The organism is Paenibacillus sp. ACRSA (genome assembly GCF_022346845.1).
Classification (GTDB): Bacteria; Bacillota; Bacilli; order Paenibacillales; family Paenibacillaceae; genus Paenibacillus.
Genome location: NZ_JAKRNP010000002.1, coordinates 547,989 through 562,565, shown reverse-complemented (window position 1 = coordinate 562,565; position 14,577 = coordinate 547,989). Strand labels below are relative to the sequence as shown.

The window sequence follows — 14,577 nt, the reverse complement described above, 5'->3', positions numbered from 1 at the left end:
TTTAAAAAAAACCGATGCATATTAACAGATGGGGTGTCTGCGATACACATCGGTTTATTTTCGTACACATTGTAGAATCATTTTAGCTTAGATGTAAACCAACATGATCCTTTACTTTAGGCATTGCCTCCAGCGAAGGAGGATGTGCGTATTGCTTCAGGGGCTGTGCCGTGAGCTTGATCAGCATGAACAGACTGAGCACCTTGTTGCAGTTGATACATCTGATAGTATCGACCTTGGAGCGCCATTAACTCATCATGTGCTCCTTGTTCAACAATTCGTCCACGATGCAGTACCAGAATCTGATCTGCAGAGCGAATTGTAGAGAGACGATGGGCGATGATGAAGGTTGTACGTCCTTTTTTGAGTACTTCGAGCGCATTTTGAATCAAGGCTTCGGTTTCGGTATCAATATTGGCTGTAGCTTCATCCAAAATAAGAATGGCTGGATCAAATGCCAGCGCACGGGCAAAGGAAATCAGTTGACGTTGCCCAGCAGACAGCGTGCTTCCTTTTTCAATAACCGGTTCATCGAAACCTTGAGGCAAATGGGCTAGAATACGTTCTGCTCCTACGTCACGAAGTGCCTTTTCAATCTGTTGACGAGTAATCTTTTGATCCCCGAGGCTGACGTTAGAGGCAATCGTTCCGGTGAATAGATAAGGATCCTGTAATACAATTCCCATATGTTCACGAATCCACTGTTTGGGCAGATCCTTCACGTTTTGTCCATCGATGGTAATCTTACCTTTTTGCGGGTCGTAGAATCGGAATAGCAGATTGATAATGGAGCTTTTGCCTGAACCGGTATGACCCACCAACGCAACCGTTTGACCTTGTGAAGCCTGGAACGAGATATTGTTTAACACAAAGTCTTTGTTGTAGGCAAAGGATACGTCATCAAAGACAACATTTCCTTTGTATCTTGGCATTGAACCATCGGTAACGGCTTCTCCTTTTTCATCCATTAGTTCGAATACACGTCCAGCAGATACGAGAGAGGAGTCCAGGTTCGCCAATTGGTTTACCATACCTGTAATCGGCTGGAACAGACGGCCGAGTACATCCACGAATGCGTACAATACACCTAGCGAGATAATACTGGTGCCATCCAGCACACTTGATCCGAAATACCACAGGACAACCGCAAAAGCGATATTCCGCAATACGTTAACCAGATTGTGTGAGGTAAAGGCGTTCAGGTTAAGCATTTTGTTCTGATGTTTCATATAGTCATCATTCAGATCTTCGAATTCCTGTTTGGTTTGTTTTTGATAGCGGAATACGCGGATGATGGACATCCCTTGAATGGACTCATTAATGATCGCGTTAATCTCGCTGAGTCGTGAACGAATGATCGTATTGTAGCGAGTAGCGAACTTACGATATAGCACAATCCAGGCAATAAGCATAGGAACGACGAATAAGGAGATAAGTCCAAGTCGAACATCGAGCAGGAAGAGGGCAACATACACCCCTGCGATCGTAATAATTCCCGAGAAGAAGTTTGACAGTACTGCAACGAACAGATCCTTAACGGCCTCCGTATCGTTGGTCACTCGTGAAACGACTTTACCTGCAGGCAGATTGTCAAAGAAATTGACGGGCAGACGCTGAATGTGGGCATACACATCATTACGAAGTCGTTGAATGACCTTGTTGGCGGACGATTGCAGCCAGTAGGTTTTACCAAACTCCATAATGACCGAGATCACAAGAAAAATCATGTAGTACACGATTAATTGATAGATGCTTGGCATCTCCGGTTTGTAAAAAGCAAACAGTTCTCCAGCCGACAGAGGTACTGCCGCATATTGCCCCGTTACTTCACCTGCACGAGTTACCGTCAGAGTGCCATCGGCATAAGAACGATCACCGTCAGATGTGCTTACGGGTTCATTTACAAAGTAAAAGCTACGTCCAGCTTGAAGTATGCGCACCTCGGCGCCTTTACTTTCCGTTGGTTCGAATAATCCTTCGCGTTTATAATTCTTTCCCTTATACACCGCCGCATCTTCTGAAGCAGATGTCTCGTAGAAGGGCTGTTCAATGGCTAACAAATGATTGTCGATCATGTTTTTGGCGATAAAAGGGCCGGCGAGCTCTGCCGCAACACCGATCGTAAGCATAATTAATGCGGCTATAAATGTACCTTTGGCTTTTAAGGCGTACTGTAATAGCCGTTTGCCTGTATTCGATTTCAAAGCGTTGACCTCCTACGTGGACAGATTGGACTCCACCTGTTGCCGTTCATATTGTTCACGATACCAACCGTTCATGGCAAGTAATTCCTGATGGGTTCCTTCTTCCGTAATTTTCCCGTGCTCAAGTACAATGATTCGGTCAGCATGTTCAATAGCGGACAGGCGATGAGTCGAGATCAGCGTTGTTTTACCCGAGCGTTTGTTGCGTATATTTTCAATGATTTTAGCTTCGGTTCTTGCATCAACTGCGGAAAGGGCATCGTCCAGAATGAGAATATCCGGATCTGAGATGAACGCACGCGCGAGGGATACCCGCTGCTTTTGTCCACCAGATAGAGCAATACCTTTTTCGCCAACGAGTGTATCGAGTCCGTCAGACAATGTTCCAAGATCTCCGTCAAAAGCAGCTGTGCGAATCGCTTCCATGATGACGTCATCACTTGCACCAGGTTTACCAAACTGAATATTTTGACGAACCGATTTGGAGAATAGCACTTGCTCCTGCGGCACATAACCAATCCAGCTATGCAAGTCGTCTTTAGCAATTTCCTGAATCGGGTGACCTGAAATGCTTAGTTTACCTGATCCAGCAGGGTATTCGTGTAGCAACTGCTTCAGCAGTGTGGACTTACCACTACCTGTGCGACCGACGATACCCAGCGTCTGTCCGCGGCGCAGTGAAAAGTTAATGTGACTAAGATTGTCTACGGTAGAACTAGGATAACGGAACGTAACATCCTGCATCACAATTTCTTCCGGATTCGAAATGTGAGCGGGTTGTTCAACATCTTGAACAGCAGGTTCTACAGATAAAGTCTCGTTGACCCGATCAAGAGAGGCACTACCGCGCTGCATCAGATTAATTAACTCACCGATGGCGAACATCGGCCAGATCATCATCCCCAGGTACATATTAAACGATACGAGATCACCTAGAGTAATTTCATTGTGGAACACAAGATAAATACCATAAGCAAGCGCAATGACATAACTTAGTCCAACGCAAAGTCGGATCGTAGGTTCAAATAAAGCATCCATCCGAGCGACGGCTAGATTTTTGCGGTACACGTCTTCGGTAACATCGGCAAATCGTTTCTCATCCAGACGCTCCTGAACATACGCACGCACGACCCGGATTCCCGCAATGGATTCCAGAACTTGGTCGTTCATATCACCGAAGGCATCTTGAGCGAGTGTATAGCGCTGATGTACAGCTTTACCATAGATCATCATAGCGATGGCGATGAAAGGCAATGGCAAGATGGCTGCCAGAGTCAGCTTCCAGCTAACTAGAAAACCCATGGCTAACAATACAGTTGCCAGGAAAGCAGTGGAGTCCGTTAACGTAAGCATGCCGAAGCCTGCCGTGGTTGCAATGGAACGCAGATCGTTGGTAGCACGAGCCATGAGGTCGCCAGTTCTGTTTTTTTCAAAAAAGGGCGGTGTCATCCGTAACAGATGATCCATGAAGCGCGAACGCAATAGACGTTCTACCAAGTTAGCTCCGCCAAATAATTTGTGCATCCATATGTACGTGATCAGATAGATAATAACGACGGTTCCTAAAATAAGTAAAATGTAGCTGGTAAGTGAAGCTCCTGTAATCGACCCACGTACAATCTCGTCAATGGCATTACCGAGAAGACGAGGGGGCAGGAGTTCTGCGACACCTACAAGAATGAGCAAAATGACACCAATCAGGTATCTTTTGCGTTCTAGCCGGAAAAACCAGGCTAGGTTTTTAAGTACTGAGAACAAGTGCTATCCCTTCCTTTCCATATCTGTGAAATACATTATCGTTCATGTGCCTACTTGTGACCACAAAAAAAGACACACCGCACGCAGGCGGTATGTCTTAGGTATCATTCATACGGCAGCATGGCTCCGAGAGCAGAGCCAACACCGTACATAATTATATTGTGAGTTCACAACATAGTGTATCTGATCAACAGATGACTATGATGCAGAAATTATGAACGAAATAATGATTTCGGGGCTGCTCCGGTATTCAGTTGTGAGTTAGTTAGAACAAACATATCTCTATTAAACACCGTAATCACCCTTTCTTTTTTTGGGAATAAATTCAATGTGAATCTCGTATGTTTGCATCTTAACACCGCATTTTGCAATCTGTCAAACTTTTTTCACAAATGAGCAATGTCTGGTTTAGAGAAGCCAGGAATGGAGTAACGGGTCATGAAGTAATATGGCTTTATACGACTGTTGTCCTATATTGCAAAATACAGTTATGGTCTCACCTTTTCATTTTATGTTCCATGAAGTAAATTGATTTCCTGAATATTGTTCGTTATTTGGTAATTTGTTCTGTTGTACAGTTTGTATTCCGACCATTCTAGCGATATGATGTAACATATATATAGAGAAGGAGCTGACACCACATGAGTACCATACATGTAACTGACCGTGCTGCGCGCTGGTACAAGGAAGAGCTTAATTTGAACGACGGGGATAGCATTCGTTTTTTTGCCCGTTATAGCTCAGGCGGAGGTCTTCATCCCGGTTTTTCGTTAGGTATCGCTGTTGAGGAACCAAGACATCCTGCCGAGCAAATAGAAGCATCCGGTATTCACTTTTTCATGGAGGATCACGATTATTGGTATCTAAAAGGTCATGAGCTTCATGTGGATGTTGTTGATGAAGGTCGAGATATTGAATACCGATACACTGAAGTATAATCCCTTACTCATAGATACACGCCTTTAGAACGTTCCGTAAGTTGGAGAGAAGTGTGTTGCACTGATCTGACTATAGATCTAAGCCGTCTCTTCGGCTTGGAACAGGAGGGGATAAATATTGAATCCGCCAGCCCGAGATTTGGCTCAGTATATTGCTAACCGAGCGTTTATCGTCGTAAAGGCTGCCATATGGGCCGAGAACGAACGTGGTGAAGTGTTATTGATCCAGCACGCAGACCACAGCCATTGGCGAATTCCGGCAGGACAGATGCGTCCGGGAGAATCGATTGAAGAGACTGCTCATCGAGAGCTGTGGGAGGAGACTGGCTGGACTACAGATCATATGGTGTTAGAAGGTCTCCATTCAGGGCCAGAGCTGAGACAGCTTCATACGAGTGGGGATGAAGACTATTATGTGATCGCCCTATTTCGAACTCGAATCATCCAAGATGACCTCGTAGAGTCTCGTGTGAATAGTGAAGCAGGTCTGAAGTTTTTTCACACTGAATCTCTTCCTGTCCTCAATGAGTTTACCCAAATGTTGTTAGCACGCTCCAACCGGAAAGATTGACCTAGGCACATACGAAGTACAAATAAAGCAAAAACCGAGTACAAACCGAGCGCAAATAATTACAAACCAAGTGCGAACGAAGTACAAATGAAGTACAAACCGGAATAATGATAAAAGCCTCCCGACAGGGAGGCTTTTATGTTTTATGATCCATCCATGAAATGCCAACTGAGATTGTTCTCAGCGGGTACACATCCACAATAATCAATATACAATGCTTACACCTGATCAAGTGACTCCTCATCCATTGCAAAGTCAAAGTCGTCAATATCATAAACTTGAACCGGAGCTGAGGATTCAATAATGCGAGCAATCAATTCGACTTGATCCGTAAGGATAGGAATGCTCAAACGTTGTGAAGTGAGTATTAATTCCGTCTCGATTGGGTCGAAATACTCGCCATACTGAGCCGTATCAACAGCGTTAATAATAGCAATGGAGACTTGATCACCGAACAGAATCGATGGACTTTTGGCCCATGGAGTAAGTAGCGCACGTTCTATTTTTTTCTTATTCAACGGTTCCTCAAAATAAGAAATCATCTCGTTAATTTTGGTCTTCACATGTTGATCATCCGCAGGGTTACCCATCAGAGGATCGCTGCTGGCTTGAAACTCGTATAATTCAAGGATGGTGGTGTATGGAACAATATATTCAACAGACGCGGGTGACGCGAGCAATTGACCATAAATAGCCACCATCACGGCTTCTGTAACAAACTGACGTGACATGATTCCTGAATCCTCCTGCGGCCATTATAGTTGCGAGGTGAATCAATGTTGAATGTTAGACGAACAAAAATCAAATTGATGTCTCCGCTATGGACTCGTGATATGAATAGAAGTATATCATACAACGGTGGGAATTACAGCCAGTTGACAGAAGGGAGTCAAGTCCAAATTCAATCAGGATTTGCCCAAAAGCAAGGATAAAATGCCTGCTGCAATAAGTGGACCTACGGGTACACCTTTGAACAAGGCAACTCCTAATACAGTACCGATGAGAAGTCCAGCGACGACAGTGGGCTGCGTACTCATCAATGTAGCACCTCTACCACCGAGGTAAGCAACAAGCAACCCAACACCAATGGCAAGAAGTGACTTCCAGTGTAGGAAGGACTCTCCGATGGTCTGCAAGCTTATTTTACCGCTGGCAAGTGGAGCCATTACTCCAATAGTTAGGATGATGATCCCAATAGTCAGCCCATACTTCTCAAGCCAAGGAAATGCTTGATTCAGATTCAATACACGCAGCAATAATAGAAATACCATAGCTACAGCCACTGGAGTATTACTGCTGATGATGCCAAGCGCGGCGAATCCGAGTAACAGCAGCGAAGTTATATCCATTGATTTCATTTCCCTTCGGAAAGTTTACGATTCTTGCTCACAATATGTTCTGCAATGTATTTTCCGTGCCAGCGCCCAGATTCAATAAATACTTCATTGGCATTACGACCTGATGCAATAACACCGCCCACATAAATGCCGGGAACACTACTTTCCATCGTTTGGGGATCATACTTGGGTTTATCCATATCTTCGGACATTTCCACCCCTACAGAAGTGAGCAGTTTACGATCGGGACGGAAACCAGTCATGGCTAATACAAAATCATTTTCCAATTCGCTGGTTGTTCCGTCATGATGTAATAGACGGACAGAATCATCCAAAATTTCATTAACACGTGAATTGAGATGTAAGGTAATCCGTCCTTTTTGAACCATGCTCTCAAATAATGGCCGTACCCAAGATTTAATATGTTCAGACAATCCGCTTCCACGGTACACCATATCAATATGAGCACCTACACGAACGAGTTCCATCGCGGCATCTACGGCAGAATTGCTTCCTCCGATAATGGCAACACGGGTCTGAGCGTAAGGGTGGGCTTCACGGAAATAATGCGTAACCTTATCTTTGTCTTCTCCCGGAATGCCGAGGTAGTTAGGATGATCGAAATACCCTGTAGCTACAACGATATTACGTCCTTCATGAATAACAGTCTGCCCACGTCGGTTCATCGTATGTACTTCGAACGTTCCATCGTCCTTACACTTGATTGAGTGAGCTTCCTCATAGTTATGAACACGAAGGTTAAAATGTTCAGCGACCTTGCGGTAATAGGCAAGGGCCTCATAACGAAACGGCTTGTCGTTAGGCGTGCTAAATGGAACATTTCCGATCTCAAGCAACTCAGCCGTGCTAAAAAATTGCATATGGGTTGGATACAAATAGATGGATTGTACAATGTTGTACTTTTCTACGATTACAGCAGATAATCCCAACCGTTCACATTCGATAGCAGCAGATAGACCACAGGGTCCTCCACCGATAATAATGACATCTTCCATGTTCTTACTCCTCCTTAAAATTCAGCAATATAATCCTACCGTAAATAACACTCTAATGCCAGCTTAGGGAGGTATATAGGCTAAACTGCCACGCAAAAATAAAGGATTTGACTTTGATTGGACAAAAGATTAACATCAAATTAGATTATCATCTAATCTATTTGGATTGAAATGGAGCTGAATCATTCATGCAGTTGGAGAAAATAGTGGCTTATCACAAAGCATTAGCTGATCCAACCCGACTTCGCATGCTGTTGTTGTTATCCCAAGGAGAATTGCACGGACAGGCTCTCGCTGAGCGCTTGAACTTGTCCCAGCCAACCGTGACACATCACGCATCGAAACTACGAGAAGCTGCACTCATTAAAGAAAGAAGAGAGAAGAACATTGTATATTTCTCCTTAAATCCTTCTTTCATTCGTGAGCATGCACAAGCTTCCGTTGATTTTATTTTTAAAAGTAAGGAGGTTACTGAGATGAGTGAGGTCAACGAAACGCTGAAGGCATCCGTGATGCGGAATTTTTTCTCTAAGGATGGGCGAATTCGCCAAATTCCAGCGCAATATAAGAAAAAGCTGATTGTTCTTGGTCATTTGGCCGAGCAACTTGAATTCGGACGTAAGTATACGGAGAAAGAAATTAATGCTTTCATTCAAAATTATCATGAGGATTTCGCGACGATCCGGCGTGAGTTCATCATGCACCAGTTTATGTATCGTGAAGACGGGGTTTATGAACTGAATCCAAAAGAAATGTGGACACGCTGGGATCAAGTCAAATAATTGGGCTTGACAACAATTCAGTAAGATGTGTAATATGTTGGATAAATCTACAAGATAATGTTCAAAAAGATCGGTTTTCAGTACCGAGAAGATAGGATGAAGGTAGAAATGGAGTAACGGAGCGTAGGCAAACTACGTGAGTAACTACATGTTTTCGAAGGAAACAAGCTACGTAAGCATCCACTTATTTCGGCTGAATTCAAGCTTCAATGTTGCGATGCCAGCAGGCATCCTTCGTAATCAAAAGCGGACTTTTTGAACAACATCTACAAGGGAGGCGATGTAATATGACAAACTTAATGGCACTATACGTTAATTTGAATATGAACAGCGTCTCCGGAACGGATCAAAGCATATAATTATACAACCACAGGACAGTTATGTCTGTAATGAGGGTATGTATTATTGCATGCATCAATGAAGCCACGGGTGACGTACCTGTGGCTCTTTTTGTTGCTATTAGGAATGTTCTTTTATTGCGGGTGGGGGATCTCTAACATAAGAGCCTCTGAATCTTACCCAATGAAAGTCATTTTCTAATTCATTTAACAATGATTTGCCACGGGTGCATGAGACTCGTGGTTTTTATTTTGGATACCGAACCGGGGCACACAGGTCAATCTGTCGTTATGTCCGAATTACATTATAATTTTGGGAGGAAACACGAATTTGAATAAACACTTGGAACAGTATGGATGGTCTACACAATGGCAAGAACTGTGGGTAACGTTAGATACGAATCATGACGAGAGGAAACCAGCTAGAATCATCGCAGATCATGGACATTTACAACGAATAATGACTGCGGATGGTGAAGGCTGGGGAAGATCAACAGGCCGATTACGCCGCGAGCATGAAGAGACTGGTACAGGTCTTACTGTAGGGGATTGGGTTGAGGTTTCGGGTCAGACGGGTGATGAGGTGATGATTCACAGTATGTTGCCGAGACGAAGCAGAGTATCTAGACAGGCTGCGGGAAACGTAACGAAAGAACAACTGATTGCGGCTAATGTGGATACATTGCTAATTGTCGCCGCGCTTAACTATGATTTTAATCTCCGACGGCTGGAACGTTATATGATTATGGCTTGGAATGGAGGCGTTAGACCTGTTATCGTGCTGAGTAAAAGCGATCTTTGCTCCAATGTGGAGGAACAGATGGCTTTGGTGGAAGGTATTGCCCCAGGTGTTGAGGTCATCGCCTTGTCGGCCGTACAGGATCAGGGAAAAGAACAACTTGAACAGTATCTGCAGCCTGGCATGACCGTTGCTTTGACGGGGTCTTCAGGGAGCGGTAAGTCGACCTTGGTCAACTGGCTACTCGGCGAGAATGTACAGCTTACTCAATCTGTTAGGGAGACAGACAGTCGGGGCAGACATACAACGACACATCGTGAGATGTTTGTATTACCCCAAGGGGCGGTATTGATCGACACACCAGGTATGCGAGAGCTTAACCTATGGGAGGAAGGTGATCAGGGATTAGCTCTAGCGTTTGGTGAAATTGAGCAACTGGCTACTGCATGTAAGTTTCATAACTGTAGTCATACTCGGGAGGCTGGGTGCGCTATTAAAGAAGCGATACAGAACGGCACATTAGAAGAAAAGAGACTGGACAACTACCTGAAAATGCAGAAGGAATTGCAATTTCAGCAGCGTAAGGAGCTTCAGGCTTCGAAACGTCGAAAAGCAACGAGCAAGCCAGTGAACAATCGCAAACCGAAGCATGCTCGAAGCATCAGAGAGTGGGATGAAGCTTGAAATCAGGCGGGCATCTGTGATGAGAATGGCATAGGATAGGTCAGGAGGGATGTTAGTATGCCGGATTACAACATCATTGTTGACCTATCAGACCATATGTTATATCTACTGGATGGCAACCAAGTGCTTAAAGGATATCCTGTGGCGACAGGGAAGATGCTCACTCAAACCCCAAGTGGAGAGTTTACGATCATTAATAAACAATCGAATCCTGGAGGACCATTTGGTGTACTGTGGATGGGGTTATCTGCACCTCATTACGGCATACATGGAACCAATGAACCCTCGTCTATAGGAAAATCTGTTTCACATGGTTGCATCCGGATGTATAACTCAGATGTGTTGGATCTTTCTTCCAAAGTATCTGTAGGCACCAAGGTAAAGATCCGGCCCTAGGGTCGGATTTTTTATAACGTTAATGGTATCTTCACCCTCAATGAGAAGGAGAAAATGATTATGCAGATTAGACAAGCCCGTGAAGGGGATGCAAAAGCTATCGCTTATGTACATACCGAGAGTTGGAAGACCACATACCGGGGGATTATACCCGATGAATTTTTGGATCATTTGACTACAGAAGCAAGAGTACCTCAGTGGGAGCAGATGATTCGTTCTGGCGAAAAGGAGCAGATTCTGTTGGTAGCCGAACAAGCGGATGGGAACATTGTCGGATTTGCCTGTGGGGGTAGAGAGCGAGAAGGCAAGTTGCCTTATGATGGGGAGATTTATGCGATCTATTTACTGCAAGCCGCACAGGGAAAGAGAATTGGAACAATGCTTGCTAATCAAGTTGTCCAATATCTTCATACACTAAAACTGCGGAGCCTACTGATCTGGGCGTTGGAGAAGAATCCAGCTTGTCGTTTCTATGAGCATATGGGTGGTACCTTAGTTCATAGCCAGACGTTATCTGTCAGTGGTGAGAATCAGCTCGAAGTTGCCTATGGGTGGCAAGACTTGCAGCATTTTGGAAAGAGGTCTACAAGCCAGGAATGATCGTATCATCACGAGGTTTTACGGACGGGTATGCACTCGCACGAATTGTCCTGTATAGGTCAGAGAGGTCTAAATTAACGTTTGCGTAATCCTTAACAAGGTTAATGATGTACTACACTGCATGATAAGTAGACATGAATTCTTGATTAGGAGGCGTATTCAGATGACTTTAATGGACACGAAGCAAACATGGACTAAACAATATATTAATGGCGAATGGATCGAAGGCTCCGGTGAGAAAACCATGGAGAATATTAATCCGTATACAGGAGAAGTTATCGCCACTTGGCGGTCATCTAATAAAGAAGACATCGATCGTGCATATGAAGCTGCCGAGAAGGGATCAGTGGAATGGAGTCAGGCATTACCTAGTCAAAAAGAAGAAATTCTGCGCAAGGTATCCATGCTGATGGTTGAGCGCAAAGATGAAATTATTCAGTTGCTCATTATTGAATCCGGAAGTACTCGGATCAAAGCTGAAGCGGAGTTCGCTGCGGCCAAGCGCATTGTAGACGAATCTGCATCTTTCCCTTATCGAATGAAAGGGGAGATACTACCTTCTAATACAGCTGGCAAAGAGAACCGAGTTGTGCGTGAACCCAAAGGAGTAATTGGGGTGATCGGACCGTGGAATTTTCCGCTACATCTATGCTTGCGTTCAGTTGCACCTGCCATTGCACTAGGTAATGGTGTTGTGATTAAGCCGGCTTCTGATACACCCATTACTGCAGGTTGGCTAATCGCAGATCTATTTGATCAAGCCGGATTGCCAAAAGGTGTATTGCATGTCGTTGCAGGAAGCGGAAGTGAGATTGGAGACCACTTCGTTGCTCATCCAATCCCAAAAGTCATTTCATTTACAGGATCAACAGAAGTCGGGCAAGGCATCGGTAAATTAGCTGGCGAGCATCTGAAAGAAACGGCGCTGGAATTAGGCGGTAACAATGCGATGGTTGTGCTGGAGGATGCGGATATTGAACGAGCGTCAGAGGCCGCAGTATTCGGAAAGTTTCTGCATCAAGGGCAGATTTGTATGGCGCTGAACCGTATTATCATTCATACCGATATCTATGACTCTTTTGTAGATGCATTTGTTGCCAAAGTAAAACAAATCCAAGCAGGGGATCCAGCAGATTCCAATACACTTGTAGGGCCGCTTATTCGTGAAAAAGAAGTAGAACGACTACTTGAACTTGTGAAGAACGCAGAAGAGGCGGGAGCCCGGTTGTTGCTTGGTGGATCAAGCAAAGGCAGTGTGTTACAGCCTACAGTGTTGGCTGACGTGAAGCCTGAGCAGGAAATTGTGCAACAGGAATTGTTTGGCCCGGTTGCTGTCTTAATGCGAGCAAAGGATGAGGCGGAAGCTGTTCGTTTAGCCAACGATACGCCATACGGCTTGAGTGGTTCGGTATTTACGACGAATCTGGAGAGAGGTTATCAAGTTGCTAAACGCATCGAATCAGGCATGGTTCATGTGAATGACCAGTCCGTAAACGACGAGGCTCATGTTATGTTTGGTGGAGAGAAATCTTCAGGCATTGGCCGATTCGGCGGCGACTGGGCGATAGAGAAGTTCACGCGCACCCGCTGGATTAGTTTACAGCATCAATATCGGACGTATCCTGGTGTGAGTGATGTCGACTAAAGGTCTACAGGACATGAACCGATTGCAGGATGAGACCTTGTTCGTGTGAAATCGACAATAACAAGCAAAAGCCCGTTTATACCTTTAAGGACGGGCTTTTGCACGTTTTTACATACCCTAAAAAGCATGTGAAAAAAAACGGTGAAAATGGGTTTGGGGAAGTCTGGATATGGTTATTTATGGATACACGGAAGAACAGATCCGTAAAATCCAAGGTAAAGGGGCTTGAATTTCATGTCCATTGACCGTTTTATTCTGAGGAAACTGAATTCATGTCAAGAAGAACATACACGGGCTAACCTAGTGCGATTGTTTGTCATTCGAATTCATAAAGCGGAGGTTGCAGAAGGTAGTGAGATCGGCTATAGCGTGAGCCGAGTAAATTAACCAATAGATAAGATTGTGCTTCAACATAAAAAAGGAAGCTTGTCCTTAATGGCAGCTTCCTTTTTCTTATAGTTCGTATAGAACGAGTGACGCAGCATCTCATTATAGATGAATTCACGTGGACTCGACTTAATATAAAGACAAGGCCAGAGAGTCATTTTCACTGCGACTGTGGAGAATGGCTTCTCCATTAACAATCTCAATACTAATCAAAGAGTGCAAACATTTTTGTAAAGCTCGTTTACCGTTGCTAATTTTGTGCTCTAGAGCACTGCTAAGCAATCTTAATGTCTTTTGCACAGGTTGTTTGTTTTCTTGATTGAAATATACAGGGATTGATTTGTTTTGAAAAGTTATTAGTGTTCTCACTTGAAATCACCTCACGGAGTTATTTCATACAGGTAATATTAAATACCAATGCTTAAAATTACCTTAAAATCAGCTTATGAAAACATAAAGGTGATGAATGTTTGAAAAGTGTTCACAATTCAATTGTGGGCGAAGGAATAAAACGGATAGGTAATGAAGTGTTATTCCCATTTAAATGGTAGAAAACAAACGTTTTTCGCATCCTCGCAAATTGAAAACGTAAGTCTGCCTCCAAAGTTCTGAGACCATGGGACGATATTTTAATATAAACGTGGGTCATATGTAACAAAATTACAGATAGTACATTGCAAACAAAGGGGTTATGTAAGAAAATAAGGGTTGAAACCGTGTTTCATCCGCTTTTTTTTGATTTAATCTGACATTAGGACAATTTACATATGAGACTATGGGAGGGATTTGATGATTCTTACCGTGTATTCCGGCCGGGAGGAAGGCGAATGGTTCGACATTGAAGTCCCGGATGAATGTACGATTGAACATTTGAAAACATTGCTTGGCGTCCGTATATTTGGACAGGCGCCTGGGGATGGCATTCAATATATCCTTGAAGCTAAGTTTCCAGAGGGACTGTGGTTTTCACCGCAGAATAGTCAGCAACTAATGGAAACGGGGCTAAGACAGGGTAGCTGTGTGCGAGTTCAACGTGCGTTCTCAACAACGTTAGAAGAAGCGCCGGTATACGGAAGACGCTCACTGTTCCAACAGGACAGCAACGAATGACGATTCAGAACGTATATATCATATTATCAACAATTAAAAAGGTTGTTCAAAAGGTTCGCTTTTGATTTTGAA

Annotated in this window: 15 protein-coding genes; 9 read left to right on the top strand and 6 right to left on the bottom strand. The window is 44.0% G+C overall.

Features of this window, described 5'->3' with window-relative positions; all coding sequences use genetic code 11:
• Positions 1-116: 116 nt before the first annotated feature.
• Positions 117-2,204 (bottom strand): ABC transporter ATP-binding protein, encoded by a 2,088-nt coding sequence (locus MH215_RS07470; RefSeq protein WP_239289437.1) that lies wholly within the window; start codon positions 2,202-2,204, stop codon positions 117-119.
• A gap of 12 nt (positions 2,205-2,216) precedes the next feature.
• Entirely contained in the window at positions 2,217-3,962 is a 1,746-nt protein-coding gene (locus MH215_RS07465) for an ABC transporter ATP-binding protein (protein ID WP_145046434.1), read from the bottom strand.
• 641 nt (positions 3,963-4,603) lie between these two features.
• Between MH215_RS07465 and MH215_RS07460 the strand changes: the two genes are divergently transcribed.
• Both MH215_RS07460 and MH215_RS07455 read left to right on the top strand, forming a co-directional pair.
• Positions 4,604-4,900 carry a HesB/YadR/YfhF family protein gene (locus MH215_RS07460; protein ID WP_239289435.1) on the top strand — a complete coding sequence of 99 codons (297 nt, stop codon included), beginning with the start codon at positions 4,604-4,606 and terminating at the stop codon, positions 4,898-4,900.
• 118 nt (positions 4,901-5,018) lie between these two features.
• On the top strand, positions 5,019-5,471 hold the full coding sequence (locus MH215_RS07455) for an NUDIX domain-containing protein (protein WP_239289434.1): 453 nt from the start codon (positions 5,019-5,021) through the stop codon (positions 5,469-5,471).
• Positions 5,472-5,689: 218 nt separating this feature from the next.
• On the opposite strand, the gene MH215_RS07450 is transcribed toward MH215_RS07455, so the two are convergent.
• The 3 genes from MH215_RS07450 to MH215_RS07440 all read right to left on the bottom strand — a co-directional run bounded on the left by MH215_RS07450 (position 5,690) and on the right by MH215_RS07440 (position 7,824).
• Complete coding sequence (locus tag MH215_RS07450; RefSeq protein ID WP_145046439.1) at positions 5,690-6,202, bottom strand: ADP-heptose synthase; 513 nt, start codon at positions 6,200-6,202, stop codon at positions 5,690-5,692.
• Between the two features lie 174 nt (positions 6,203-6,376).
• The gene (locus tag MH215_RS07445; RefSeq protein ID WP_128101478.1) at positions 6,377-6,820 is read right to left on the bottom strand and encodes a DUF441 domain-containing protein; all 444 of its coding nucleotides are present in this window, start codon (positions 6,818-6,820) and stop codon (positions 6,377-6,379) included.
• A 5-nt stretch (positions 6,821-6,825) separates the two neighbouring features.
• On the bottom strand, positions 6,826-7,824 hold the full coding sequence (locus MH215_RS07440; RefSeq protein WP_239289432.1) for a YpdA family putative bacillithiol disulfide reductase: 999 nt from the start codon (positions 7,822-7,824) through the stop codon (positions 6,826-6,828).
• A 188-nt stretch (positions 7,825-8,012) separates the two neighbouring features.
• Here MH215_RS07440 and MH215_RS07435 point away from each other — a divergent pair, with 188 nt between their 5' ends.
• From MH215_RS07435 to MH215_RS07410, 6 genes are all read left to right on the top strand, one after another.
• Positions 8,013-8,606, top strand: a complete 594-nt coding sequence (locus tag MH215_RS07435; protein ID WP_056700772.1) for a DUF2087 domain-containing protein — start codon at positions 8,013-8,015, stop codon at positions 8,604-8,606.
• Between the two features lie 669 nt (positions 8,607-9,275).
• The gene (gene rsgA / locus MH215_RS07430) at positions 9,276-10,367 is read left to right on the top strand and encodes a ribosome small subunit-dependent GTPase A (protein WP_239289431.1); all 1,092 of its coding nucleotides are present in this window, start codon (positions 9,276-9,278) and stop codon (positions 10,365-10,367) included.
• Positions 10,368-10,424: 57 nt separating this feature from the next.
• Positions 10,425-10,763 (top strand): L,D-transpeptidase, encoded by a 339-nt coding sequence (locus tag MH215_RS07425; protein ID WP_239289430.1) that lies wholly within the window; start codon positions 10,425-10,427, stop codon positions 10,761-10,763.
• A gap of 60 nt (positions 10,764-10,823) precedes the next feature.
• The gene (locus MH215_RS07420) at positions 10,824-11,363 is read left to right on the top strand and encodes a GNAT family N-acetyltransferase (protein ID WP_239289429.1); all 540 of its coding nucleotides are present in this window, start codon (positions 10,824-10,826) and stop codon (positions 11,361-11,363) included.
• Between the two features lie 163 nt (positions 11,364-11,526).
• On the top strand, positions 11,527-13,008 hold the full coding sequence (locus tag MH215_RS07415; protein WP_239289428.1) for an aldehyde dehydrogenase family protein: 1,482 nt from the start codon (positions 11,527-11,529) through the stop codon (positions 13,006-13,008).
• A gap of 234 nt (positions 13,009-13,242) precedes the next feature.
• A complete protein-coding gene (locus MH215_RS07410; RefSeq protein WP_239289427.1) occupies positions 13,243-13,395 on the top strand; it encodes a hypothetical protein in 153 nt (50 codons plus the stop codon).
• Positions 13,396-13,524: 129 nt separating this feature from the next.
• On the opposite strand, the gene MH215_RS07405 is transcribed toward MH215_RS07410, so the two are convergent.
• The gene (locus tag MH215_RS07405) at positions 13,525-13,764 is read right to left on the bottom strand and encodes a hypothetical protein (protein ID WP_082560509.1); all 240 of its coding nucleotides are present in this window, start codon (positions 13,762-13,764) and stop codon (positions 13,525-13,527) included.
• Between the two features lie 420 nt (positions 13,765-14,184).
• Between MH215_RS07405 and MH215_RS07400 the strand changes: the two genes are divergently transcribed.
• Positions 14,185-14,505 carry a hypothetical protein gene (locus MH215_RS07400; RefSeq protein ID WP_145046449.1) on the top strand — a complete coding sequence of 107 codons (321 nt, stop codon included), beginning with the start codon at positions 14,185-14,187 and terminating at the stop codon, positions 14,503-14,505.
• Positions 14,506-14,577: the final 72 nt, after the last annotated feature.